Raw genomic sequence first — 25,517 nt, 5'->3', positions numbered from 1 at the left:
TCCAACCCAGTGACACCCTCGCATCGGATTGCGCGGGCGCCTCACTGAAATACGTAATCTGCTCTGTACCAAGGTCCAGTCATGACGTCCGAAAACAATCCGCTGCGCCACGCTGCCCGTCCGTTGCATCTCGTCGATCAACGCTCAATGGTCGAACGTCTGGCGGTCCCCGGCCTGGTGCTGGCGTTTGTGCTGTTTTACCTGCTGCCGCTGATGACCCACGGCTTGTGGATTCCCGATGAAACCCGTTACGGCCAGATCAGCCAGGAAATGCTCTTGAGCGGCAATTGGGTCGCCCCGCACTTCATGGGCATTCGCTACTTTGAAAAACCGATTGCCGGGTACTGGATGATCGCCATCGGCCAGGCGATCTTCGGGGAAAACCTGTTTGGCGTGCGCATCGCCTCGGCCCTGAGCACCGGCGCGAGCATCTGGCTGACGTATCTGATTGCGCGCCGTCTGTGGAACAACCCGCGAATCAGTGCCGCCGCTGCCCTGCTCTACATGAGTTTTGGTCTGATCGCCGGCCAGGCCGGTTACGCCAACCTCGATCCGCAGTTCACCCTTTGGGTCAACCTGAGTCTGGTGGCGGTGTGGTTTGCCATCGACAGCCATACCCCACGCGCCCGGTTGTCCGGTTGGGCGTTGCTGGGCGCGGCGTGTGGCATGGGGCTGATGACCAAAGGCTTTCTTGCCCTGCTTCTGCCCGTGCTGATCGCCCTGCCCTACATGATCTGGCAGCGCCGGTTTGGCGAACTGTTGCGCTATGGCCCGGTGGCGGTGCTGGTGGCCGCGGCGGTCAGCCTGCCGTGGGTACTGGCGGTGCATTACCGGGAACCGGACTTCTGGCGATTCTTCTTCTGGCATGAACACATCCGCCGCTTTGCCGCGGGTGACGATGCCCAGCATGCGCGGCCGTGGTGGTTCTACCTGCCGCTGCTGTTAGCTTCCACCCTGCCCTGGGCGGTGTTGTTGCCTTCAACCCTGATCCGCACCTGGCGCGAAAAACGCGAACCGAAAACCGCGTTCCTGGCACTGTGGTTCCTGCTGCCGCTGGTGTTCTTCAGCGTCAGCAGCGGCAAGTTGCCGACCTACATCATGCCGTGCCTGCTGCCGATCGCCCTGTTGATGGCCCACACCCTGGTCAACTGGCTGGAGCGCGCCGACACGCGCATCCTGCGCCTCAACGGCGCGATCAATACCCTGCTGGCAAGCGCCGCACTGGTCGGCCTGCTCTACGTACAGGCCAGCCGGGAAATCTACGAAAACACCGAGATGTTCAGCCTGTCGCTGGCCTACATTGTGCTGGTCGGCTGGATAATCGCCAACGCCCTGCAAATCCTGCGACCGCTGAAACTGTGGGCGATGCCGGCGCTGGGCATCGGTTTGTTGATCGCCCTGCTGCCGGCGGCAATGCCCGCGCGAATCGTCAACAGCAAGATGCCCGACCAGTTCATCGCCGAGCATCAGCAAGCGTTGAGCGAAACCCGTTCGCTGCTGAGCAACGACCTCGGTGCCGCCTCGGCGTTGTCGTGGCGACTGGGCCGGCCACAGGTGGATCTGTTCAACACCATCGGCGAGCTCAAGTACGGCCTCGATGACCCGGCCATGGCTTCGCGCAAGGTCGGGCTCGATGATGTCGGCCAATGGATGACCGAAGCACGCAAGAAAGGCTCGGTGGGTGTGGTGATGCGGGTCAACAGCGTGCAGGAAGCCCAGGAAATCGAGTTGCTGCCGGTGGACGGCAAGCATTATCGCAAGGGCAATCTGGAAATCTTCATCTTTGCCCAGAGCCAGCCATGATCCCGACAACGCAAGACCGGCGGGCATTGCTGCTCCTGCTGGCCGCCACGGCCGTGATGCTGATGTGCGGCCTGGGCAGTCGCGAACTGTGGGGCGCGGAAACCCGTTGGGCCAACATCGCCTTGCAGATGCTGCAAAGCGGTGACTACTTCGACCCTTATCTCAAGGGTGGCCCGTATTACGACAAGCCGCTGCTGTCCTATTGGCTGATTACCGCCACGGCCTGGCTGACCGGGGGCCTTGGCCCGTGGTCGCTGCGCTTGTCTTCGGTCATTGCGGCGTGGCTGAGCGTGTGGCTGGTGTACTTGATCGGCGAGCAGTTGTTTCGCAAAGGCACCGGGCTGATTGCCGGGTGGATGCTCGCGACCACTTTCTATTTCGTGTTCTGGGCGCGGGTCGCCACCGCTGACATCCTGACCGTGTGCGGTGTGCTGGCAGCGGTCTGGTGGTATTGGCGCGGGCTGGACGATACGCGGTTCTGGCGCTATGTCGGGTTCTTCGGACTGCTGGCCCTGACTTCGCTGTTCAAGGGCCTGATCGGCTTCATCCTGCCGGGGCTGGTGCTGTTGCCACACCTGTTGCGGGAGGGACGCTGGAAACGCCACCTGAACCTGCGATTGCTGGCGGCGCTGCTGATCGCCGGGGCGTTCTACATGACGCCGTTCCTGCTCTCGCACCTGTACGGCGCGCCGAACTACGGTGAAAGCGGCCTGGGCCTGGTGCTGCGGGAAAACGTGGTGCGGTTCTTCCAGCCGTTCGACAACATCGGCCCGATCTACACCTATCTGGTGTATCTGCCGGTCTACACCTTGCCGTGGGCGCCTTGCTGGATCATCGCGCTGTGGGTGGCGGCACGAAACTGGCGGCAGATCGAGCCCGACACCCGCCTGCTGGTCCAGGGCCTGGGCCTGTTGTTGCTGTTCTTCACCGCCAGCGGCAGCCGGCGCAGTTACTACGTGCTGCCGCTCGTGCCGTTCGCGCAGTTGCTCGGCGCGTGGTGGATCACCCGGCGCATGGCAGCGCGCAATCTCCAGGGACGCGGACTGCGGATCGGCTTCGCGGTCGCCAGCGTGGTGTTGGTGGGTGTGCTCGGTGTGTTGTACCCATGGACCAACAGCGACGGCGGCGTCATCCGTTTCGGTGAAACCGTACGCGAACAGGCCAGCCGGCAAGCCCCGCTCGAGCAGTGGCGCATGGTCATGGTGGAAGTGGACAACAAAGTGCCGATGTACCTGCAAACCGGCGGCGCGCCCTTCTACTACGTGCCGGAAACAGAGGATTTCCCGCGCACCGGCGACACGGCTGCGATGATGGCCTGGCTGGATCGCACCAGCGGCCAGCATTGGGATCCGCAACGCACGATCATCGTCGCCCAGTACCGCAGCGGCGACACACTGCCGCTCAACTACCTGAGCGCTGACCATCAGGTCATCACCACCACACCGACCCGTGGCGAACGGGCCTTTCACGGCCGGGAGGATCAAAGCGTGGCGTATTTGCCGCGACCTGCGAGTTGACTGAGGTTTTTCCTGAATAACGACGTTTGTGTGACGCACGGCAAGCGTGCGAGTGGCGAGTCACTGCTAACCTGAATGGCAATGACATGTATTAACGTTTTTTTAACGTTTTTTTCTCATTTGCCTCTCTACATTGCCTGCGGCTCGAAATATGCAAATCATTCGCATTGACGTAGCCGCGAGTGCCTTCACACAACGTCTAAAAAAGCAGGAGCGTTCCGGTCATGAATTCACCCCTTCCGTCGTTTATGAAGCAAGCCTTGCTGGCCTCGGCATTGCTCGTTGCCGGTCAGGCGTTTGCCGCCGACAGCGTTGGTATTGTGGTCTACAACGCGCAGCACGAAAGCCTGACCAAGGAATGGGTCGCCGGGTTCACCGAGGAAACCGGCATCCCCGTGACGGTGCGCAATGGCGATGACACCGAGATGGGCAACCAGCTCGTCCAGGAAGGCGCGGCCTCGCCGGCGGATGTGTTCCTGACCGAAAACTCCCCGGCCATGGTGCTGGTGGATAACGCCAAGCTGTTCGCCCCGGTCGCGCCAGCCACCCTCGAGCAAGTGGATTCGGCTTATCGCCCGGCCCACGGCCAATGGGTCGGGATCGCCGCGCGTTCGACGGTGTTCGTCTACAACCCGAGCAAACTGACAGAAAAAGACCTGCCCAAATCCCTGATGGATCTGGCCGGTCCGGCCTGGAAAGGTCGCTGGGCCGCTTCCCCGGCCGGTGCCGACTTCCAGGCCATCGTCGCCGCCGTGCTGCAACAGAAAGGCGAAGCCGCGACCCTGGCATGGCTCAAGGGCATGAAAGACAACTTCACTGCTTACCGTGGCAACAGCTCCGTACTCAAGGCCGTCAATGCCGGGCAGGTCGACAGCGGCGTGATCTACCACTATTACGCCTTCGTCGATCAGGCCAAAACCGGTGAAAACAGCAAGAACACCAGCCTGCACTACTTCAAGCACCAGGACCCGGGTGCCTTCGTGAGCATCTCCGGTGGTGGCGTGCTGAAGTCGAGCAAACACCAGGACGAGGCGCAGGCGTTCCTCAAATACGTGACCGGCAAACAGGGCCAGGAAGTTCTGCGCACCGGCAAATCCTTCGAGTACGCCGTCGGCAAAGACGCCGCTTCCAACCCGAAACTGGTGCCGCTCAAAGACCTCGACGCGCCGAAAGTCGATGCCTCGAAGCTCGACAGCAAGAAAGCCGTCGAACTGATGACCCAGGCAGGACTGCTGTAATTGTTGCCTGAACCACTACCGGCGGGGCTCGCAACGACGCGCCCCGCCAAACTGTCACGCAGAATCCGCGTCCTCGACGGTCGCGGGAGCTCGTGGGTGGTCGTGCTGGCGGTGCTGGTTTCGCTGTTGTCGCTGCTGCCGATCGGCTTTGTGATCGGCGTGTCGTGGTACACCGGCTGGGCCACCATCGAGGCCATGATCTTTCGCCCCCGGGTTGCCGAATTGCTGATCAACACCGTGTTGCTGGTGCTGATTACACTGCCGATCTGCATCGTCCTCGGCACCACGCTGGCCTGGCTGACCGAGCGCAGTAACCTGCCGGGGCGGCGCCTCTGGTCAGTACTGGCGGTCGCGCCACTGGCGGTCCCGGCGTTCGTGCACAGCTATGCGTGGGTCAGTCTGGTTCCTTCTATCCATGGTTTGCCGGCCGGCGTGCTGGTGTCGGTGATCGCTTATTTCCCGTTTCTCTACCTGCCGATTTCCGCGACGCTGCGGCGTCTCGATCCAGCCATTGAAGACGTCGCCGAATCCCTTGGCCTCAAGCCGTGGGCGGTGTTTTTCCGGGTGGTGTTGCCGCAATTGCGCCTGGCGATCTGTGGCGGTGCGTTGCTGGTTGGCCTGCATTTGCTGGCGGAATACGGCCTGTACGCGATGATTCGCTTCGACACCTTTACCACGGCGATTTTCGACCAGTTCAAATCGACCTTCAACGGCCCGGCCGCCAACATGCTCGCCAGTGTCCTGGCGCTGTGCTGTCTGGCGATGCTGACCGCTGAATCCGCCGCCCGTGGCAAAGCGCGTTATGCCCGCGTCGGCTCCGGCAGCGCCCGCGAACAACGAACCGTGAAGCTGCAACCCGCTACCTCGGCGCTGGGCCTCGGCTTGCAGCTGCTGACCTGTCTGTTGGCCCTGGGCGTACCGCTGTTGACCCTGAGCCAATGGCTGATCGCGGGTGGCATGGAGGTCTGGCAAGGTGGCGAGCTGTTGCCGGCGTTGCTTCAGACCCTGTCATTCGGCGTGGCCGGCGCGCTGCTGACCAGCCTCGCGGCGATTCCGATTGCCTGGCTGTCGATCCGTGCGCCGGGCAAGTTGCAGCGCCTGCTCGAAGGCTGCAACTACATCACCAGTGCATTGCCCGGGATTGTCGTGGCACTGGCTCTGGTGACCGTGACCATCCATTTCGCCCGGCCGATCTACCAGACCACGATCACCGTGCTGCTCGCCTACCTGCTGATGTTCCTGCCCCGCGCGCTGGTCAGCCTGCGCGCCGGGTTCGCCCAGGCCCCGGTAGAACTGGAGAACATCGCGCAGAGCCTCGGCCGCTCGCCGGTCCGCGCGTTGTGGCTGATTACCCTGCGCCTGGCCGCACCCGGTGCGGCGGCCGGTGCTGCGCTGGTGTTTCTGGCGATCACCAATGAACTGACCGCGACCCTGTTGCTCGCGCCGAACGGCACGCGCACCCTGGCCACCGGTTTCTGGGCCATGACCAGCGAAATCGACTACGCCGCCGCAGCGCCCTACGCGTTGCTGATGGTATTGCTGTCGTTGCCGCTGACGGCCATTCTCTATCACCAATCAAGGCGCAGTGCCGGCCGATGAACGCCCTCGAAATCAACGCCCTCAGCAAATCCTTCGGCACGCAAACCGCGCTGGACAACATCTGCCTGTCGGTGCCCACCGGCAGCCGCACGGTTATCGTCGGCCCGTCCGGCTCCGGCAAGACCACGCTTTTGCGCATGATCGCCGGCTTCGAATTTCCGGACGCCGGCAGCCTGACGCTCAACGGCCAGACGCTGGTCGACAGCGCCCACGCCGTACCGGCCTACCAACGCCAGATCGGCTATGTGCCGCAGGACGGCGCGCTGTTTCCGCACCTGAGCGTGGCCGACAATATCGGCTTCGGCCTCAGTGATACCGGCGCCGCCCGGTCCGCGCGGATTCTGGAATTGATGGACAGCGTGGCCCTCAACGCCAACATGGCCACGCGCTGGCCCCATGAGCTGTCCGGTGGTCAGCAGCAACGGGTGTCGCTGGCCCGGGCGCTGGCCCAGCAACCGCGCCTGATGTTGCTCGATGAACCCTTTTCCGCCCTCGACACCGGCCTGCGCGGCGCCATGCGCAAAATGGTCGCGCGGCTGCTGGAGGGTGCGGGCGTGACCACTATCCTGGTGACCCACGATCAGGGCGAAGCGCTGTCGTTCGCCGACCAGTTGGCGGTGATGCGCGAAGGTCGGTTGGTGCAGTCAGGGCATCCGATGGATCTCTATCGCTACCCGCAAGACGAGCAGACCGCCCGGTTTCTCGGCGAGGCGGTGGTCATGCCGGCGCAGATCGACGCCGGATGGGCGCATTGCGAGCTGGGTCGCGTGCAGGTCAACAGCAACGGGTTCAGCGGCGCGGCGCAGATCATGCTGCGCCCCGAGCAACTGCAAGTGTCCAGCACCCCGGCCGATACGCAGGGGTGCCCTGCGGTGGTCACCGATTGCGACTTCGCCGGTAACACCTGCACCCTGACCGTGGAGCTGAGCGAACCGGCGGCCGGACGCTCGCTGCTGGTGCGCAGTTCCGGGATGCACGCGCCGCCGGCCGGCAGCACGGTTCAACTGTCGATTGTTGGCCCGGCCCACGTCTTCGAGGCGCAATGACTACAGGTCGAAGCGATCCACCGCCCGCCGCCGCTCGTTGTCGTCGCGTACATCGTAGTTGGCGGTCGTCTGGATATTGCTGTGGTGCGCCAGTTTCTGCGCGATCGACAGGTCGTGTTCTTCGATGACCCGTGTGATGAACGAACGGCGAAAATCGTGGGGCATGATCTTCACCCCGACCTGAGTACCGCGCTGACGGGCGATGTAATAGATCGCGTGCTTGGTGATGCGCTCGCGGGTGATGTGGCTGCCCCGGCGGATGCGATTGAACAGAAAGGCGTCGTCGCTCTCGCCTTCCTTGAGCTGTGAACGGCGGAACTCCAGCCACGCATCGAGCTTGGCGAACGCCCAGGCCGGCGCATACTTGATCAGTTGTTTATTGCCCTTGGCGGTGACACACAGGCTGCGCTCGGTGAAATCGACCTGAGCCAGGTCCAGATCCACCGATTCCGACTTGCGCATGCCGGTGCCGTATAACAACGCAATCACCGCCGCGTCGCGCAGGCCCTGTGGCCGCGGATCGGCGGCGCAGACTTCCATCAGTTCGTGAATCAATGTGCGTTTCAGGTTGCGCCCTTGGGACAGGCGCGTGCCGGCGATGCCTTTGACCGAGCGCATCTTCAACAGATGTTCCTGACTGATCAGGCTCATTCTCCACGCTTCATTCATGACCCCGCGCACGGCGTTTACATACAGCGAAGACGTGTTGGGCGCGTAGTTGTCCGCGCGCAATGCCGCGACCAGGGCCACCACATCTTCCGGCTGCAAGCCGTGCCAGGGAATGTCCTCGATGTTCACTTCCTCGAAACCGAGGCGATCGGCCGCGTCTTGCAATATGTAGCGCATGGTCAACTGGCTGGAGGGGGCCAGGCGCGCCAGATAAAGGCTCATCGGGTTGGGTTTGAGGGGTTCGGACGGTGCAACGGGTAAGTCAATCAAACGTAAGGCCTTGAGTAAAAACAGTTCAAAACGGCAACTAACAACTGCAATTTTCTTAAAGTAAAAGGACACTAGCGCAGGACTTTTCCGACAAGTAGCGCGATAAACGGTAGAAGTCTGAACAGTGGCTGTATGGGCTTCAGATAAATGAATCGCCGACCGGTTTTTCATGTTCCTTTCACAAAAACGAGCATAACCTTCACGTCATACAGCTCCTTGCCGGCGACGCTCAACCTGCCGGGCATCGCCTGAAAAGTCAACCGAACCCGACGGTGTGTCGTTTAGCCAACTTATTGATGCAGATGTTTTTTTCGCGTCTATGCTGTGATTGGATCCAGCCTGCGACTGGGTTCATTTTCTGTTTCCGGGTATTGAGGTGTTCATGAGTCAGGCGTTTCTCCCCTTTTCCCGCCCAAGTATTGGCGATGAAGAAATTGCGGCCGTAGAGCAGGTATTACGCTCGGGCTGGATCACCACCGGGCCGAAAAACCAGGCACTTGAAGAACAATTCGCACAGTACGTCGGTTGCCGACATGCCGTGGCATTGTCGTCCGCCACCGGCGGTATGCACATTACGCTGTTGGCTTTGGGGATCGGCCCTGGCGATGAAGTCATCACGCCGTCGCAGACCTGGGTGTCGACCGCCAACATGATTTCCCTGCTCGGCGCCAAACCAGTGTTCGTCGACGTTGACCGCGACACGCTGATGACCGACGCCGCGCGCATTGAAGCGGCGATCACCCCGCGCACCAAAGCGATCATCCCGGTGCATTACGCCGGTGCCGCGTTCGATCTCGACCCGCTCTACGCCCTGGCCGACAAGCACGGTATTGCCGTCATCGAAGACGCCGCCCATGCCGCCGGCACCCGTTACAAGGGTCGCCATGTCGGTTCCCAAGGCACAGCGATCTTTTCGTTCCACGCGATCAAGAACATGACCTGCGCCGAAGGCGCGATGTTCGTCACCGATGACGAGGCGCTGGCCAATCGCGTGCGCATGCTCAAGTTCCACGGTCTGGGCGTCGACGCCTACGACCGCCTGACCCACGGCCGCAAGCCACAGGCCCAGGTCATGGAACCCGGCTTCAAATACAACCTGGCCGATATCAACGCCGCCATCGCCCTGGTGCAACTGGAGCGGCTGGACGCGATCAACGCGCGTCGTACTGAACTGGCCGGTCTCTACCATCAGCGCCTGGAAGGCCTGCCGGTGCAACCGCTGACAGTGCCGGACTATCCGCAACAGCACGCCTGGCACCTGTTCATCCTGCGCATCGACAGCGAACGCTGCGGCCTGGATCGCGAAGCCTTCATGAAGGGCTTGCAGGAGCAAGGCATCGGCACCGGCATCCATTTCATCGCCACTCACCTGCACACCTGGTATCGCCAGCGTGACCCGGATTTGTACTTGCCCAACACCGAATGGAACTCTGCACGGCTGTGCTCGATCCCTTTGTTTCCCGATATGACCAACCAGGATCTGGACCGCGTAGTCGGTGCCATTGAACAGCTTATGGAAAAACGCCCTTGAGACCTTATCCGATTAAATGCGTGTCGATCGTTATCCCGGTCTACAACGAAGAAGACAGCCTGCCGGAGTTGCTGCGTCGTACCGCAGCGGCCTGCGCGCAACTGAATCATGAATACGAAATCGTGCTGGTGGACGACGGCAGCCGCGATAACTCCGCGCAGATGCTCGAAGACGCCGCCTCGGCCGAGAACAGCCCGTTCGTGGCGGTCATTCTCAACCGCAACTACGGCCAGCACGCCGCGATCATGGCCGGTTTCGAGCAATGCAAGGGCGACGTGGTCATCACCCTCGACGCCGACCTGCAGAACCCGCCGGAAGAAATTCCACGGCTGGTGGCCGAGGCCGAAAAAGGTTTCGACGTGGTCGGCACCGTGCGTGGCAACCGTCAGGACTCGGCCCTGCGTCGCTGGCCGTCGAAGCTGATCAATCTCGCCGTGCAACGCTCCACCGGCGTCGCCATGAGCGACTACGGCTGCATGCTGCGCGCCTATCGCCGCACGATCATCGACGCGATGCTCGCCTGCCGTGAACGCAGCACGTTCATCCCGATTCTGGCCAACAGCTTTGCCCGCCACACCAGCGAAATCGTCGTGGCTCACGCCGAGCGCGAGCATGGCGACTCGAAATACAGCCCGATGCGCCTGATCAATCTGATGTTCGACCTGATCACCTGCATGACCACCACACCGCTGCGCCTGCTGAGCATCGTCGGCTTCGCCATGGCCGGCCTCGGCGTGCTGTTCGCGGTTGCGTTGATCGTGTTGCGCCTGGCGTTCGGCGCAGGTTGGGCCGGTGACGGCATGTTCGTGCTGTTCGCCGTGCTGTTCGTGTTCACCGGTGGCCAGTTCATCGGCATGGGCCTGCTTGGCGAATACCTGGGCCGCATGTACAGCGACGTGCGCGCCCGCCCACGATTCTTCATTGAAAAAGTGCTGCGTAGCCACCCTGCCGCACCAGCACCTGCCGTCACTGTTGACGGTCTGTCTTCTTCCACTTCGTCCGATCAGGTTCTCTCATGAGTGCAAAAACTGTTGTCTTCGCCTACCACGATATTGGCTGCGCCGGCATTCAAGCCCTGCTCGACAGCGGTTATGACATCGCAGCGGTGTTCACCCACGCCGATGATCCGCAAGAAAACGCGTTCTACGCCTCGGTCGCCCAACTGTGCGCGCAGAAAGGCATCCCGGTTCACGCGCCGGAAGACGTCAATCACCCGCTGTGGATCGAGCGCATCAGCAAGCTCAATCCGGACTACCTGTTCTCCTTCTACTACCGCAACCTGCTGAGCGAGCCACTGCTGGCGCTCGGTAAAAAAGGCGCGTTCAACCTGCACGGCTCCCTGCTGCCACGTTACCGTGGCCGCGCTCCGGCCAACTGGGTGCTGGTCAACGGTGAAACCGAAACCGGCGTCACCCTGCACCGCATGGTCAAGCGCGCCGATGCCGGCGCTATCGTTGCCCAGCAACGCGTGGCCATCGAGCGCAGCGACACCGGTCTGAGCCTGCACGCCAAATTGCGTACCGCCGCCAGCGACCTGCTGCGCGACACCCTGCCGAACATGCTGCAAGGCAAGATCACCGAAACCCCGCAGGACGAGTCCAAGGCCACGGTTTTCGGTCGTCGTACCCCGGCGGACGGCAAACTGGTCTGGAAACAACCGGCCGAGCAACTGTTCAACCTCGTGCGTGCCGTGACCCGGCCTTATCCGGGCGCGTTCTGCGCCGTGGGCGAGCACAAGCTGATTGTCTGGAGCGCTGAAGTCGTCAAGGGCAACGAAGGCCAGGCACCGGGCCGTGTGATCAGCGTCGATCCGCTGCGCATTGCCTGTGGCGAAGATTCGCTGGTGATCACCGCCGGTCAGCGCAACGACAACGGCCTGTATCTCAGCGGCCCGCAACTGGCCAACGAATTGGGTCTGGTCGACGGCTCGCTGCTGCGCGGCGCCGAATCCGGCCGTGCGCCGCGTCGCACCCGCGTACTGATCCTCGGCGTCAACGGCTTCATCGGCAACCACTTGTCCGAGCGCCTGCTGCGTGACGATCGCTACGAAGTCTATGGCCTGGACATCGGTTCCGACGCCATCGACCGTCTGCGCGACCATCCGCGTTTCCACTTCGTCGAAGGCGACATCAGCATTCACTCCGAGTGGATCGAGTACCACATCAAGAAGTGCGACGTGGTGCTGCCACTGGTGGCCATCGCCACCCCGATCGAGTACACCCGCAACCCGCTGCGCGTATTCGAACTGGACTTCGAGGAAAACCTGAAGCTGGTGCGCTACTGCGTCAAATACAACAAGCGCGTGATCTTCCCGTCGACCTCGGAAGTCTATGGCATGTGCCAGGACAAGAACTTCGACGAAGACAGCTCCAACCTGATCGTCGGCCCGATCAACAAGCAGCGCTGGATCTACTCGGTGTCCAAGCAACTGCTTGACCGCGTGATCTGGGCGTACGGCGCCAAAGGCCTGAACTTCACCCTGTTCCGCCCTTTCAACTGGATGGGGCCGCGTCTGGACCGTCTGGATTCGGCGCGTATCGGCAGCTCCCGCGCCATCACCCAGTTGATCCTCAACCTGGTGGAAGGCACCCCGATCCGTCTGTTCGACGGCGGCGAGCAGAAGCGTTGCTTCACCGACATCGCTGACGGCGTCGAGGCACTGGCGCGGATCATCGATAACGACAACGACGTCTGCAACGGCCAGATCATCAACATCGGCAACCCGGACAACGAAGCCAGCATCCGCCAGTTGGGCGAAGAGCTGCTGCGTCAGTTCGAAGCTCACCCGCTGCGCCACAACTTCCCTCCGTTCGCCGGTTTCCGCGACGTGGAAAGCAAGGCGTTCTACGGTGCCGGTTATCAAGACGTGGAACACCGCAAGCCAAGCATCGCCAACGCCAAGCGCCTGCTGAACTGGGAGCCGACCGTGGAAATGCGCGAAACCATCGGCAACACGCTCGACTTCTTCCTGCGTGAGGCCATGCTTGAAATCGCGGACAAGCGCTGATGCAGGCCGGTCTACGCATTGACGTCGACACCTATCGCGGCACCCGTGAAGGCGTGCCGCGACTGCTGGAAATGCTCGATGAGGCGCAGATCAAGGCAACGTTTTTCTTCAGTGTCGGCCCGGACAACATGGGCCGGCATCTGTGGCGCCTGATCCGTCCGCAGTTCCTCTGGAAAATGCTGCGTTCCAACGCTGCCGGCCTGTATGGCTGGGACATTCTGCTGGCCGGCACCGCCTGGCCGGGCAAACCGATCGGTCGCGATCTCGGGCACCTGATGCGTCAGGCCCGGGACGCCGGTCATGAAGTCGGCCTGCACGCCTGGGATCACCATGGCTGGCAGGCCAATGCCGGGCGCTGGAGCGATGCGCAGTTGATCGAGCAGATTCGCCGGGGTGTCGACACCCTGAGCGACATTCTCGGCGAGAAGATCCAGTGCTCGGCCGCTGCCGGCTGGCGCGCGGACGAACGCGTGATCGAAGCCAAGCAGACCTTCGGCTTTCGCTACAACAGCGATTGCCGTGGGCAGCGCCTGTTTCGTCCGCAACTGGCCGATGGCTCGGCGGGTACACCGCAGATCCCGGTGGATCTGCCTACCTTTGATGAAGTGGTCGGCCCCGATGTCGCGGCGAAGGATTTCAACGCCTTCATCCTTGATCGGTTCCGCCCGCAGCAACTGAACGTCTACACGATTCACGCTGAAGTAGAAGGGATTCTGATGGCTGAAGATTTTCGACGGTTATTGATCGACGCGCGACAACGCGAGATTGATTTCCAACCCTTGGGCAATCTGCTGCCCGAGTTCCTCAACACACTGCCGGTCGGCCGTGTGCAACGTGGCGCCCTCGAAGGCCGTGAAGGTTGGCTGGGAGTGCAAGGCGCATGAGCAAACGCTGGGCATTGCCGTTGCTGCTGGGGATTTTCCTGGTGGCCTATCTGCTGCCGCTGGGCAGCCATGGCTTGTGGATTCCCGATGAAACCCGTTATGCGCAGATCAGCCAGGAAATGCTGCTGAGCGGCCACTGGGCGTCGCCGCATTTCATGGGCCTGCGTTACTTCGAAAAACCGGTCGCCGGCTACTGGATGATTGCGATCGGCCAGGCGTTGTTCGGGCAGAACCTGTTCGGCGTGCGCTTTGCCTCGGTGCTGGCCACCGGGCTGAGCGTGCTGTTGTGCCTCCTGATCGCCCGGCGCCTTTGGAACGACCCGCGCAAGAGCTTCGTCTGCGCCCTGCTCTACATGAGCTTCACGGTGGTGGCTGGCCAGGGTGGGTATGCCAACCTCGATCCGCAGTTCACCTTCTGGGTCAATTTGAGCCTGGTTGCATTGTGGTTTGCCCTCGACAGCCGCAGCCATCGTCAGCGCCTCGCCGCCTGGGCGGTGCTGGGGCTGGCATGCGGCATGGGGTTCATGACCAAGGGTTTTCTCGCCTGGCTGCTGCCGGTGCTGATCGCACTACCGTGGATGATCTGGCAGAAACGCTGGCGCGAGCTGCTGTTGTTCGGCCCGGTGGCGGTGGTCGTGGCGATTCTCATCAGCCTGCCGTGGGTCTTGACGGTACACGCCCAGGAACCGGACTACTGGCGGTTCTTCTTCTGGCATGAGCACATCCGCCGTTTCGCCGGTGACGATGCCCAGCACGATGCGCCTTGGTGGTTCTACCTGCCGCTGCTGGTGGCGTTCAGCATGCCGTGGGTCGGCATGTTGCCGGTGGCGTTGAAACAGGCGTGGCAGACCCGGCGTGAAGCGAGCATCGCGTTCCTTGGCCTGTGGGTGCTGATGCCGCTGGTGTTTTTCAGCCTGAGCAACGGCAAGCTGCCGACCTACATCCTGCCGTGCCTGTTGCCTGTAGCTTTGCTGCTGGGTCATGCCTTGGCCGATCGCCTGCGCCTGGAACAAGAACGGGCGCTGGGCATCAATGGCCTGCTGAACCTGGTGCTGGGCGTGGTGGTGCTGATTGCGCTGGTCTATGTGCAGATCAAGCGTCCGCTCTACGACCACGAACTGCACAGCCTGGTGTTGGTGTTCATTGCGCTGGTGGGCTGGATCATCAGCAACCTGCTGCAAGCGTTCCGCCCGTTGCAATGCTGGGCGGCGCCGGCCGTAGGCAGTCTGCTGCTGGTGGCGCTGCTGCCGGCCGCCCTGCCCCAATCGGTGGTGTCCAACAAGACCCCCGATCAGTTCATCCGCCCGCATGTGGCCGAACTGGCTGCGACCTCGCACCTACTGAGCAACGACCTGGGCGCGGCGTCAGCCCTGGCCTGGCGTCTGAAACGCCCGCAAGTCGCGTTGTACAACACGATAGGCGAACTGAAATATGGCCTTGCCTATCCTGACGGCATTCAACAGCGGGTCGATACCGATCAAGTGCAGCAGTGGATGCGCGAAGCGCGCCGCAGCGGCTCGGTCGGCGTGATCATGCGGGTCAAGGGGCAGGACGAACTGGACGAGCTCGACAAGCTGCCCAAGGATGGCATCCGTTACGAACAGGGCAATCTGGTGATGATGATCCTGCCCAAGGATCCGTCATGAGCCTGTTATTGCTGCTGATCGCTTGCCTGCTGACGTGCCTGGGCCAGGTCGCGCAGAAATATGCCGTGGAGAGTTGGCGCGGTGCCGACTCGTCCTGGGCGGACAAACTGCGCACGCCCTGGCTGTGGGTGGCCTTGTGTGCACTGGGCGCCGGCCTGCTGGTGTGGCTGCTGGTGTTGCAACGCCTGGACGTCGGCATCGCCTATCCGATGCTCAGCCTCAACTTCGTGATCATCACCCTGATCGCCCGCTTCGTGTTCCGCGAGCACATCGACCGTCGGCACTGGTTCGGTGTGGCGCTGGTACTCGGCGGCGTGGCGTTGTTGGGGCAGCACGCATGAGCACTCGTCGCGGAATCTTTTTTGCCCTCGCCAGCGTCGGGCTGGTCAGCGCTGCGCAACTGGGCATGCGCTGGAGCATGACGCGCCTGCCGCCACCGGAGCAATGGCTGAGCCTCAGCCATATCGACGTGGCCGCGCTGGCCGTGGTGTTCACGGCGATCGTCGCCTATGCGCTGTCGATGCTGTGCTGGCTGGCGGCGTTGCGCGACCTGCCGCTGGGCCGGGCCTATTCGCTGCTGAGCATCAGCTATGCGCTGGTGTACCTGTTGGCGGCCAGCCTGCCGCTGTTTCACGAAACCTTCAGTCTTTCCAGATCGCTGGGCGTGGCGTTGGTCATGCTCGGTGTCATCACGATCAATTCGCGTCCCGTAAGTGCGCCTGAACTCAGGAGTTCGCCATGAAAATCACAGTATTTGGTAGCGGTTATGTCGGTCTTGTCCAGGCAGCCGTGCTGGCCGAAGTCGGCCATGACGTGGTGTGCATGGACGTCGATGAAAAGAAAATCGAGCTGCTCCGCCAGGGCCACGTCAGCATCTTCGAACCGGGGCTCGCCAGCCTGGTCCGCGAGGGCCTGGACGGCAAGCGCCTGCAATTCACCGCCGATGAAAAACTCGCCGTACAGCATGGTCAGGTGGCGTTCATCGCCGTCGGCACGCCGTCCCGCGAGGACGGTTCCGCCGACCTGCGCTACGTGCTGTCGGTCGGCGACGCCGTGGCCCGGCATCGTGAAGCGCCGCTGATTCTGGTGGAGAAATCCACCGTGCCCGTGGGCACCGGTGACACCTTGCGCACCCATATCGAAAAGGCTCTGGTCAAGGCCGGCCGCCTGCTGCAGTTCGATATCGTCTCCAACCCGGAATTTCTCAAGGAAGGTTCGGCGGTTTCCGATTGCCGCCGTCCGGACCGCATCGTTATCGGCTGCGAACGCGAGGAAGTCCGCGATGTGATGCGCGACCTGTACTCGCCCTTCAACCGCAACCACGATCGCATCATGTTCATGGACCTGCGCAGCGCCGAGCTGACCAAGTACGCCGCCAACTGCATGCTCGCGACCAAGATCAGCTTCATCAACCAGATCGCCGAGCTGGCCGAACACCTGGGCGCCGACATCGAATCGGTACGCCAGGGCATCGGCGCTGACTCGCGCATCGGCTACCACTTCATCTACCCCGGCTGCGGCTACGGCGGCTCATGCTTCCCCAAAGACATGCGCGCGCTGATCCACAGCGCCGAGGAAGCCCATTGCTCCAGCGACTTGCTGCAAGCGGTCGAAGCGATCAACCAGCGGCAGAAACACAAGCTGTTCGAGCGGATCAACGCGTTCTACAAGGGCGATCTGCGCGGCAAAACCTTTGCCCTGTGGGGCCTGGCGTTCAAGCCGAACACCGACGACATGCGCGATGCGCCAAGCCGCGTACTGCTCGAAGCGCTGTTCGCCGCCGGCGCCAGCGTGCGTGCGTTCGACCCGGAAGCGATGCAGGAAACCCAGCATCTGTACCCCGACGAACCCAAGCTGATGCTGATGGGCACCCCGGAATCGGTATTGCCGGGCGCCGATGCGCTGATCATCTGCACCGAATGGCAGCAGTTCAAGGCACCGGACTTCAACCTGATCCAGCAACGCCTCAATGCCCCGGTGATCTTCGACGGCCGCAACCTGTACGACGCCGAGCGTCTGGCGCGCAACGGCTTCAAGTATTTCCCGATGGGTCGCGGGGAGTCGCGCACGCTGCCGATTCCACTCAATCAGTGGCCTCACACGTCTGACGTCGCTTGAACGGCGGCCTGTCACCGGCGATTCGCCGGCAGTCGCTGATCGCAGGGCTGTTGGCGTTGCTGCTGTTCATCGCCGGGGTCTACGCACAGGCGCCGATCGGTTTCGATTCGCGCTTCGTGCTGTTCGCCCAGGAGATGCTGCGGCACGGGCCGACGGTTTTCCCCACCACCTACGGTCAGCCGTATGCCGATTATTCGGCGCTGTCGACGCTGTTTGTCTGGCTGTTGTCGTTGCCGTTCGGCGCAGTCAACAGCCTGGCGGCGTGGCTACCCAGTGCGCTCGCCGGGGCGCTGATCGTGACGTTGATGTATCGCTTGCTGGCACCCCATTCGCAACGCTGGGCATGGCTCAGCATCGCGATGCTGACGCTCTCGATCACCTTCATCACCGAAGTGCGAGCGGTGTCTCAGGACCTGATGCTGGCCGCCGTGGCGTTTGCGGTGTTCTACCTCGGTTACGCCCACGATCACTTCGGCGCCGGCCGGCGCTGGCCGCTGGTCTTCGTTCTGTTGCTGCTGGGCTTCGGCATTCGCGGCCCCATCGGTCTCGTCGTGCCGACCGGCATGCTGTGCAGCTATTACCTGCTGGATCGCCAGTGGTCGCGGTTCTGGACCTTTGGCGCGTTGGCAGCGGTGCTGCTGGCGGCGTGCGTCGGCCTGCTGTTGTGGCTGGCGGACCTCAGCGGCGGTCCGGCCTTTCGCGCGGACGTGATTCGCATGCAGTTCATGGGACGCATGGACGGCAGCGAAGGCGTCAGCGGTTCGCTGTATTACTTCACCAGTTCCCTGGGCAACTACGCGCTGGCATATCCGTTGGCCCTGCTGGCCCTGGCGACGGCGTGGCTGAGCAAACCCCGCCAGCGCGGCCCAGCCCTGCGTCTGGTGCAATATTGCGCGGCGGCCGGGTTGATCGTGATGGTCGGCCTGTCGATCCCGCAGGCAAAAAAGGCCCGCTATCTGCTGCCGATGCTGCCCATGGCGGCTATCATCGCGGCGTATCCGTTTCAGGTGCTGCACGGCCGGTTGTTCGGCTGGTTGCGCGTGGGGATTCAGAGTCTATGGCTGGTGACTCCGGGATTGTTGGCGGTCGGGCTGTTGGTGGCACGGCAACGTTTTCCCGAGGCGCTGGCTGATCTGACCCTGGTGCTGGTGGTGCTCAACGCCTTGCAAGTGCTGGCGTTGTCGCGGCTGTTCATGCCGCGCTGGCGTGCCGAAGTCCTGGCGCTGAGCGCGGTGCTGGCGGTCTGGTCGATGTATGTGCTGGTGTTCGAACCGGTGGAACGGCGCCTGTACGACACACAGGCGTTCAGCCAGGCGGCGTTCGCCGAAGTTCAGCGCAACCCCGCGCCGCTGGTGCTGCATGGCATGGGCAAAGACGCCAAGGCGATCAAGTTCATGGTCAATATCGGCCAGGACCTGCAACCGCAGTTCAGCGAATCCATTCAGGAGCTCGAAGCGCTGCACGGCCCGGCGTGGCTGATGATGGATCTCAATGACTTCAAGGCCCTGAAGGACACGCCTTTGGGTTCATTGCAGCCGGTGTTGAGCGGACGCTTTGACAAGAACGATTACGTCTTACTGCGCCTTGGGTCTTTTTAGAAAGACCCAAGGTGGCGCGTGACTTGACGATTCAATCTTATTAACTATGATTAATTTCTGGTTATTCAGCCTCTATGACGCTCGCGAACGCTACGCCCGGTTGACGCCAACTGCATGCAAGCAGTATTTCCCAGCATTGGAGTAATGATCATGGCTACGACTGCCAAGACTCGATCCGTCACGGCTCATGTCCCTGTGCAACTGGCAGAGAAGGTCGATTTAATGGCCGAGCGTCTGGAACGCTCCAAGAACTGGATCGTCAAGCAGGCTCTGTCCGCATGGATAGACCAGGAAGAAGAACGCAGTCGCCTGACCCGCGAGGCGTTGGCCGATGTTGACGCAGGTAGCGTGATTGACCACCAGGCTGTCCAGGCATGGGCTGACAGCCTGAGCACCGACGCTCCATTACCGGTACCGCGCTGATGGAATTGAAGTGGACAAGCAAGGCGCTTTCCGACGTTTCCCGGCTCTACGAATTTCTGGCTGCAGTCAATCAACCAGCCGCCGCGCATACGGTTCAACAGCTTGTGGCTGCTCCCAACCTCTTGCTGGGTAATCCTCGAATTGGTGAGCGCCTGGAAGAATTTGAGCCTCGTGACGTGCGCCGAATTATTGTCGGCCACTACGAACTGCGTTACGAAATCCAAGCCACCATTATTTATCTGCTGCGCGTGTGGCATACCCGCGAGGATCGATAAGGCCAAATCAAGATATGACTGTTTCCATCCGGCCCGCACTTCCCGCCGACGCCCCTGCCCTCCCCGCCATCGAACGTTCTGCCGCCGGGCTGTTTCGTCTTGACCCGCAACTGGCCTGGCTGGCCGATGCCGAAGTGCCTGATGCACAGCAGCATTTGCAGGCGATCCAGCAGGCCCGGGTATGGGTGGCGGAGGATTCGCAGGGGCAACTTTCAGGGTTTCTAAGGGCGGTGCAAGTCGACAACCAACTGCATGTCGAGGAATTGTCCGTCAGCCAACACTTCCAGGGGCGGGGCATCGGTCGCAAGTTGCTGTTGATGGCGATTGAACATGCACACTGGCAACAACTTCAGGCCGTGACGTTGACCACCTTCCGCGATCTGCCGTGGAATGCACCGTTCTATCAACGTCTGGGTTTCATGCTATTGAGCGTTGAACAAACCGGTGCGTATTTAACCGGCGTGTTGAATAACGAAAGCGTCCATGGATTGCCCGCCGAACGCCGCTGCGCCATGCGCCTGACGCTTCAGGCTGATGCCTTTAAATCGACACCCATCGCCTGAGCGAAGGCTTTCACCAGCGGACTACGCACGGTGTTGTGACGCAGGATCAGGTTGAACGGCGTGACGATGTTGATCCGCTCCGGCAGCACCGCGCGAAACTGGCCCGCCACCACCAGCGTGGCCGCGTAATGCTGCGGCAAAAAGCCCACGAAACGCCCGGTCTTGATCAGCAACGCCACCGCTTCGACCTGGGTCGCCGACGCGGAAAAACTGTCATAGCGCGTGTAGTTCAGCTTGTCGCGATGGATCGCGTAGCGGTGGTTGATGCACTCGTATTGCTGCAGCACGTCGCCGTCCATTTGTGTCTCGGGCATGTCGAACAACGGATGGCCGACCGCACAGTAGACGTGCGAGCGTTCTTCATACAGCGGGTAATAATCGAACTCTTCGCGACGTTGATAAACCGGAACTATCCCGGCAACTAACCGTCCCTCTACCACGCCTCTTTCAATCTCATCCAGCTGTGCGGCCTGAAGTTGAAATCTTACTTTCGGAGATTCTTCATTCATCCGTTTAAGCGCAGCAACTAACGGCGAATTAGGATCGCTGATCGTATTGTCAATCACGCCCACCCCGAGATCGCCGATAAGTTCGTTCTGCGCCGAACTAAGCCGATCACGAAAGTTGTCGACCGACGCAAACAGATCAATCGACGCCTGGTACACCAGGCGCCCTTCCTCGGTCAGGTGAAACCCTTCCCGGCCCCGGGTGCACAGGCGCATGCCGATGCGGATTTCCAGGTCGGAAATCTGCTTGCTGATGGCCGCAAGGCCCACGTTCAGCTCGTTTTGCGCGGCGCTGAAGCCGCCAGCCTCGACCACGGCCTTGAACACCTTGAGCAGTTTGAAGTCCAGTCCGCTCAGGGCCAGCGGTGCTCGATGAGCCGTCTTGATCGGCGGGTTTCCGGAATTGGAAAGTGGGGTTTCCATAATGCTGATTTACCTCTGGCGCAATGTTCAACAATCTGTGTCCAACAACAAAAACATCGCCGACCAATAATAATGAACACAGAAAACAAGGCTTGGCAACCGCCAAAAAATCCAGCACATCAGTGCCATAACACTGATCTCGAAACATCAAAAGCTGACACTTCGATCAGCTCTCGCCACATTGCAACTGCCCTCTTGAAAACTGCTTTGACCTGAATTCGCCCACTGGTTTTTCCAACGCAAATTCCGGGGTCATGCATCCGATTTCAGTTCGCGTTACCGACGAGGAAAACAACAAATGTCTCAAACCACCGACCGTCTCTGGGGCGCCCGTTTCAAAAGCGGCCCTTCCGCAGCCCTGGCGGCCCTGTCCCGTTGCCCGGAGCGTTATTTCCGCCTGACGCCGTACGATCTGGCCGGCTCCAAGGCCCACGCCGGAGAGCTGCAGCGCGCCGGTCTTCTGAACGAGCAGGAAACCCGCACCATGCTCGAAGCCCTGGATGGCATCGGTGCCGACTTCAGTGCCGGGCGCATCGCCCCGACGCTGGACGACGAAGACGTCCACACCTTCATCGAACGCCTGCTGACCGAACGCCTCGGCGCGCTGGGTGGCAAGCTGCGTGCCGGCCGTTCGCGCAATGACCAGACGGCCAACGACCTGCGCCTGTTCCTGCGTGACCACGTCCGCACCCTGGCGGTGGAAGTGCTGGCCCTGCAACAAGCGCTGGTCGGCCAGGCCGAACGGCACGTCGAAAGCATCTGCCCCGGCTTCACTCACTTGCAGCAGGCGCAACCGATCGTGTTCGCCCACCACTTGCTGGCCCACGCGCAATCGATGCTGCGTGACGTGCAACGTCTGGTGGACTGGGACGCCCGCACGTCGCTGTCGCCGCTGGGTGCCGCCGCCATGGCCGGTTCCGCGATCGCCCGTCAGCCCCAAGCGTCGGCAAAGGAAATGGGCTACGCCGGGGTCTGCGAAAACTCCATCGACGCCGTTGCCAGCCGCGATCACGTCGCCGAATTCCTGTTCATCGCCAGCATGCTCGGGATCAACATCTCGCGCCTGGCCGAAGAGTTCTGCCTGTGGTCGTCGCGCCAGTTCCGCTGGGTCGATCTGGATGACGCCTACGCCACCGGCAGTTCGATCATGCCGCAGAAGAAAAACCCCGACATCGCCGAACTCGCGCGGGGCAAGGCCGGACGCCTGATCGGCAACCTGACCGGCCTGCTCTCCACCCTCAAGTCGCTGCCGCTGTCGTACAACCGCGACCTCAGTGAGGACAAGCACGGCGTGCTCGACAGCGTCGACACCCTGCTGCTGGTGCTGCCGGCCATGGCCGGGATGGTCGCGACCATGACCGTCAACGTCGACGAACTGCGGCGTCAGGCCCCGCTGGGTTTCACCCTTGCCACCGAAGTGGCCGACTGGCTGGCGGTGCGCGGCGTGCCGTTCAAGGAGGCTCACGAAATCACCGGCGCGCTGGTCCAGGCCTGCGAAAGACACGGGATCGAATTGTGGGAAGCCTCGCCGGCACTGCTGGCCGAGATCGACCCGCGCCTGACCGACGATGTGCGCGACAGCCTGACCCTGGAAGCCGCCATCGCCGCCCGCAATGGCTGGGGCGGCACTGCGCCGCAACAGGTTCGCGAGCAGATCGGCCGCCTGAAAACCGCCCTCGCGGCGCAGCAACAGTGGACCGAGAACTATCAGGGCTTCCGCCTGTAAGGCACACCACAACACCTGTGGGAACCGGGCCTGCCCGCTCCCCCAGGCAGTGGTTGATTTGTAAGAACAGTGTACGGAGAAACACCATGAGCCAGACTCAGGCAGAACGACTCCAGGCGGAGCGCAAACTGGCCGAAAACCAGTTCGACATCACCCAGTACCAGCACGTCCCCCGGCGTTATTACGGGCGGATTTTCTTCGCCACAGTGATCGTCATCGCGATCCTTGGTCTGGTACGGGCCTTCGCCGAAGGCAAGATCGAATGGTCGTACATCGGCCAGTTCCTCACCTCGCAAGCGATCATGTGGGGCCTGTTCAACACCATCATCATGGCCGTGCTGGCCATGGCGCTGGGCATCGTGTTCGGGGTGATCACGGCGATCATGCGCATGTCGGCCAACCCGATCCTGCGCTACGTGGCGCTGACCTACACCTGGCTGTTCCGTGGTACGCCGCTGATTCTGCAGCTGCTGCTGTGGTTCAACCTGGCACTGATTTTCCCCACCATCGGCATTCCCGGTCTGTTCGAACTCGACACCGTCAGCCTGATGACGCCCTTCGTGGCTGCACTGCTCGGCTTGAGCATCAACCAAGGCGCCTATACCGCCGAAGTGGTGCGCGCCGGCCTCTTGTCGGTGGACACCGGCCAGTACGAAGCCGCCAAGTCGATCGGCATGCCACGCCTGCAAGCGCTGCGCCGGATCATCCTGCCCCAGGCCATGCGGATCATCATTCCGCCGGTCGGCAACGAATTCATCGGCATGGTGAAAATGACCTCGCTGGCGAGCGTGATCCAGTACTCGGAACTGCTCTACAACGCCCAGAACATCTACTACGCCAACGCCCGGGTGATGGAGCTGCTGATCGTCGCCGGCATCTGGTATCTGGCCACCGTCACCGTCCTGTCCTTTGGTCAAAGCCGTCTGGAGCGTCGTTTCGCTCGCGGCGCCGGCAAGCGCTCGTAAGCCGCGCAGGAGAATCGCACATGAGAAGCATCGTCAAGGCTGTGGCCCTGAACAAATATTACGACCAGTACCACGCGCTCAAGGACGTCAACATCGAAGTCGAGCAAGGCGAAGTGCTGTGCATCATCGGCCCGTCGGGCTCGGGCAAGAGCACCCTGCTGCGCTGCGTCAATCAACTGGAGAAGATCGACAAGGGCGGTTTGTGGGTCGATGGCGAACTGGTGGGCTATCGCGTCGTCGGCAACAAACTGCACGAGCTGACGGAATCGCAGATCGCCCGTCAGCGCCTGGCCACCGGCATGGTGTTCCAGCGCTTCAACCTGTTTCCGCACATGACCGTGCTGCAAAACATCATCGAAGGCCCGTGCCAGGTGCTCAAGCGCTCGCCCAAGGAGGCGCACGAAGAAGCCATGGAACTGCTGGCCCGGGTCGGCCTGGCCGACAAGTGCAACAGCTACCCGATCGAGTTATCGGGCGGTCAGCAGCAACGTGTGGCGATCGCCCGTGCGCTGGCGATGCGACCCAAACTGATGCTGTTCGATGAACCCACTTCGGCACTCGACCCGGAACTGGTCGGTGAGGTGCTGTCGGTGATGCGCGATCTGGCGCAGACCGGCATGACCATGATCGTCGTCACCCATGAACTGGGCTTCGCCCGGGAGGTTTCCAACCGCATGGTGTTCATGGACGGCGGCCAGATCGTGGAGGCTGGAAGCCCCGAAGAGATACTAATAAGCCCACAAAACCCACGCACCCAAAGCTTCATTTCTGCCGTTCGAACCTAAGCGCCGGCTGGCGCCACAACACTCATAAGAGAACGACCATGAAGAACTTCGTTATTCCAGCAGCACTCGCTTCCCTCCTGTCTTGCGGCTTCACCGTGGCCGCCGAATTGCCGGCCAGCATCAAGGACAAGGGCGAGATCGTCGTCGCGATCATGCCCAACTACCCGCCGATGGACTTCAAGGACCCGGCCACCAACACCCTCACCGGCCTGGACTACGACCTGGGCAACGCCCTGGCCGAGCGTCTGGGGGTGAAGATCAAGTGGCAGGAAACCGGCTTCGAGCAAATGATCAACGCGCTGGTGACCGACCGTGTGGACGCCGTGCTGTCAGGCATGACCGACACCGCCGAACGCCAGAAGAGCGTGACCTTCGTCGACTACTTCACCAGCGGCCCGCAGTTCTACACCTTGCAGAAAAACGCGGCGACCAACGAAATCACCGACCTCTGTGGCAAGAAAGTCGGCACCAGCCGCCGCACCACTTTCCCGGCGGAAATCGCCGAGTGGAGCAAGGCCCACTGTGAAGCGGCGGGCAAACCGGCGATCAGCGTGATCGGCACCGAAGGCTCGGCAGACGCCCGCGCGCAACTGCGTCAGGGCCGGATCGACGCGGCGATGCAGGGCAGCGAAACCCTGTCCTACCTGAAGACTCAGGAAAAGGACATGTACAAGACCGTCGGCCAACCGATTTCCGTGCAGTTCAGCGGTCTGGGCGTGAGCAATAAAAAGCCTGAGCTGAGTGAGGCGCTGAAAGTGGCGTTGCAGAGCATGGTCGATGACGGCAGCTACGGCGCGATCCTGAAGAAGTGGGATCTGGAACTGGGGGCGATCAAGGAAGTGACGATCAACGCCGGGAAGTAAGGCTCGAGATCGCTTCCCCCAACCCTCTCCCCCCAGGAAGCGGGGGGAAAGGGAGCTGATCT

23 protein-coding genes are annotated in these 25,517 nt (G+C 61.8%); 21 read left to right on the top strand and 2 right to left on the bottom strand.

The window, feature by feature from the left end; all coding sequences use genetic code 11:
• Positions 1-81: 81 nt before the first annotated feature.
• From arnT (N8H74_RS05455) to N8H74_RS05435, 5 genes are all read left to right on the top strand, one after another.
• A complete protein-coding gene (gene arnT, locus N8H74_RS05455; RefSeq protein ID WP_262146497.1) occupies positions 82-1,803 on the top strand; it encodes a lipid IV(A) 4-amino-4-deoxy-L-arabinosyltransferase in 1,722 nt (573 codons plus the stop codon).
• Positions 1,800-3,320: a glycosyltransferase family 39 protein gene (locus tag N8H74_RS05450; RefSeq protein WP_217829909.1), complete on the top strand. Its 1,521-nt coding sequence runs from the start codon at positions 1,800-1,802 to the stop codon at positions 3,318-3,320. Before arnT (N8H74_RS05455) ends, N8H74_RS05450 begins: the two co-directional genes overlap by 4 nt.
• Positions 3,321-3,544: 224 nt before the next feature.
• Positions 3,545-4,558 (top strand): iron ABC transporter substrate-binding protein, encoded by a 1,014-nt coding sequence (locus N8H74_RS05445; RefSeq protein WP_217829908.1) that lies wholly within the window; start codon positions 3,545-3,547, stop codon positions 4,556-4,558.
• A 51-nt stretch (positions 4,559-4,609) separates the two neighbouring features.
• On the top strand, positions 4,610-6,157 hold the full coding sequence (locus tag N8H74_RS05440; protein WP_225929878.1) for an iron ABC transporter permease: 1,548 nt from the start codon (positions 4,610-4,612) through the stop codon (positions 6,155-6,157).
• Positions 6,154-7,203 (top strand): ABC transporter ATP-binding protein, encoded by a 1,050-nt coding sequence (locus N8H74_RS05435; RefSeq protein ID WP_217829906.1) that lies wholly within the window; start codon positions 6,154-6,156, stop codon positions 7,201-7,203. The genes N8H74_RS05440 and N8H74_RS05435 overlap by 4 nt, the downstream gene beginning before the upstream one ends.
• Here the strand turns inward: N8H74_RS05435 and N8H74_RS05430 are convergent, their stop codons facing one another.
• The gene (locus N8H74_RS05430; RefSeq protein WP_217829993.1) at positions 7,204-8,094 is read right to left on the bottom strand and encodes a tyrosine-type recombinase/integrase; all 891 of its coding nucleotides are present in this window, start codon (positions 8,092-8,094) and stop codon (positions 7,204-7,206) included. It abuts the gene before it with no gap.
• Between the two features lie 430 nt (positions 8,095-8,524).
• Between N8H74_RS05430 and arnB the strand changes: the two genes are divergently transcribed.
• The 12 genes from arnB to N8H74_RS05370 all read left to right on the top strand — a co-directional run bounded on the left by arnB (position 8,525) and on the right by N8H74_RS05370 (position 20,187).
• Positions 8,525-9,673: a UDP-4-amino-4-deoxy-L-arabinose aminotransferase gene (gene arnB, locus N8H74_RS05425; protein WP_217829905.1), complete on the top strand. Its 1,149-nt coding sequence runs from the start codon at positions 8,525-8,527 to the stop codon at positions 9,671-9,673.
• Positions 9,670-10,692: an undecaprenyl-phosphate 4-deoxy-4-formamido-L-arabinose transferase gene (gene arnC, locus N8H74_RS05420; protein WP_217829904.1), complete on the top strand. Its 1,023-nt coding sequence runs from the start codon at positions 9,670-9,672 to the stop codon at positions 10,690-10,692. Before arnB ends, arnC begins: the two co-directional genes overlap by 4 nt.
• Positions 10,689-12,680 carry a bifunctional UDP-4-amino-4-deoxy-L-arabinose formyltransferase/UDP-glucuronic acid oxidase ArnA gene (gene arnA, locus N8H74_RS05415; RefSeq protein WP_217829903.1) on the top strand — a complete coding sequence of 664 codons (1,992 nt, stop codon included), beginning with the start codon at positions 10,689-10,691 and terminating at the stop codon, positions 12,678-12,680. Before arnC ends, arnA begins: the two co-directional genes overlap by 4 nt.
• Complete coding sequence (arnD, locus tag N8H74_RS05410) at positions 12,680-13,564, top strand: 4-deoxy-4-formamido-L-arabinose-phosphoundecaprenol deformylase (RefSeq protein WP_217829902.1); 885 nt, start codon at positions 12,680-12,682, stop codon at positions 13,562-13,564. The genes arnA and arnD overlap by 1 nt, the downstream gene beginning before the upstream one ends.
• On the top strand, positions 13,561-15,210 hold the full coding sequence (gene arnT / locus N8H74_RS05405; RefSeq protein ID WP_262146494.1) for a lipid IV(A) 4-amino-4-deoxy-L-arabinosyltransferase: 1,650 nt from the start codon (positions 13,561-13,563) through the stop codon (positions 15,208-15,210). The genes arnD and arnT (N8H74_RS05405) overlap by 4 nt, the downstream gene beginning before the upstream one ends.
• Entirely contained in the window at positions 15,207-15,551 is a 345-nt protein-coding gene (arnE, locus tag N8H74_RS05400; RefSeq protein WP_217829900.1) for a 4-amino-4-deoxy-L-arabinose-phosphoundecaprenol flippase subunit ArnE, read from the top strand. The genes arnT (N8H74_RS05405) and arnE overlap by 4 nt, the downstream gene beginning before the upstream one ends.
• Complete coding sequence (arnF, locus tag N8H74_RS05395) at positions 15,548-15,952, top strand: 4-amino-4-deoxy-L-arabinose-phosphoundecaprenol flippase subunit ArnF (protein ID WP_217829899.1); 405 nt, start codon at positions 15,548-15,550, stop codon at positions 15,950-15,952. The genes arnE and arnF overlap by 4 nt, the downstream gene beginning before the upstream one ends.
• The gene (locus N8H74_RS05390) at positions 15,949-17,328 is read left to right on the top strand and encodes a UDP-glucose/GDP-mannose dehydrogenase family protein (RefSeq protein ID WP_217829898.1); all 1,380 of its coding nucleotides are present in this window, start codon (positions 15,949-15,951) and stop codon (positions 17,326-17,328) included. Before arnF ends, N8H74_RS05390 begins: the two co-directional genes overlap by 4 nt.
• Positions 17,325-18,926 carry a glycosyltransferase family 39 protein gene (locus N8H74_RS05385; RefSeq protein WP_225929863.1) on the top strand — a complete coding sequence of 534 codons (1,602 nt, stop codon included), beginning with the start codon at positions 17,325-17,327 and terminating at the stop codon, positions 18,924-18,926. The genes N8H74_RS05390 and N8H74_RS05385 overlap by 4 nt, the downstream gene beginning before the upstream one ends.
• Positions 18,927-19,076: 150 nt before the next feature.
• On the top strand, positions 19,077-19,349 hold the full coding sequence (locus N8H74_RS05380) for a ribbon-helix-helix domain-containing protein (RefSeq protein WP_217829897.1): 273 nt from the start codon (positions 19,077-19,079) through the stop codon (positions 19,347-19,349).
• On the top strand, positions 19,349-19,624 hold the full coding sequence (locus N8H74_RS05375) for a type II toxin-antitoxin system RelE/ParE family toxin (RefSeq protein ID WP_262146491.1): 276 nt from the start codon (positions 19,349-19,351) through the stop codon (positions 19,622-19,624). Before N8H74_RS05380 ends, N8H74_RS05375 begins: the two co-directional genes overlap by 1 nt.
• A gap of 14 nt (positions 19,625-19,638) precedes the next feature.
• On the top strand, positions 19,639-20,187 hold the full coding sequence (locus tag N8H74_RS05370) for a GNAT family N-acetyltransferase (RefSeq protein ID WP_262146490.1): 549 nt from the start codon (positions 19,639-19,641) through the stop codon (positions 20,185-20,187).
• Here the strand turns inward: N8H74_RS05370 and N8H74_RS05365 are convergent.
• Positions 20,151-21,116, bottom strand: coding sequence for a LysR family transcriptional regulator (locus N8H74_RS05365; protein WP_217829894.1), 966 nt, complete (start codon positions 21,114-21,116; stop codon positions 20,151-20,153). The two genes, N8H74_RS05370 and N8H74_RS05365, sit on opposite strands and share 37 nt — an antisense overlap.
• Before the next feature lie 298 nt (positions 21,117-21,414).
• On the opposite strand from N8H74_RS05365, the gene argH reads away from it, so the two are divergent.
• From argH to N8H74_RS05345, 4 genes are all read left to right on the top strand, one after another.
• Complete coding sequence (gene argH / locus N8H74_RS05360; RefSeq protein ID WP_217829893.1) at positions 21,415-22,842, top strand: argininosuccinate lyase; 1,428 nt, start codon at positions 21,415-21,417, stop codon at positions 22,840-22,842.
• 86 nt (positions 22,843-22,928) lie between these two features.
• Positions 22,929-23,807, top strand: a complete 879-nt coding sequence (locus N8H74_RS05355; RefSeq protein WP_217829892.1) for an amino acid ABC transporter permease — start codon at positions 22,929-22,931, stop codon at positions 23,805-23,807.
• 20 nt (positions 23,808-23,827) lie between these two features.
• Complete coding sequence (locus N8H74_RS05350) at positions 23,828-24,592, top strand: amino acid ABC transporter ATP-binding protein (protein ID WP_217829891.1); 765 nt, start codon at positions 23,828-23,830, stop codon at positions 24,590-24,592.
• Between the two features lie 38 nt (positions 24,593-24,630).
• A complete protein-coding gene (locus N8H74_RS05345) occupies positions 24,631-25,455 on the top strand; it encodes an ABC transporter substrate-binding protein (protein ID WP_217829890.1) in 825 nt (274 codons plus the stop codon).
• Positions 25,456-25,517 lie beyond the last annotated feature (62 nt).

Origin of the sequence: Pseudomonas sp. B2M1-30, from assembly GCF_025447575.1 — a bacterium.
Classification (GTDB): Bacteria; Pseudomonadota; Gammaproteobacteria; order Pseudomonadales; family Pseudomonadaceae; genus Aquipseudomonas; species Aquipseudomonas botevensis.
The sequence above is the reverse complement of the archived record's forward strand: the minus strand, read 5'-3'. Positions and strand labels throughout refer to the sequence as shown.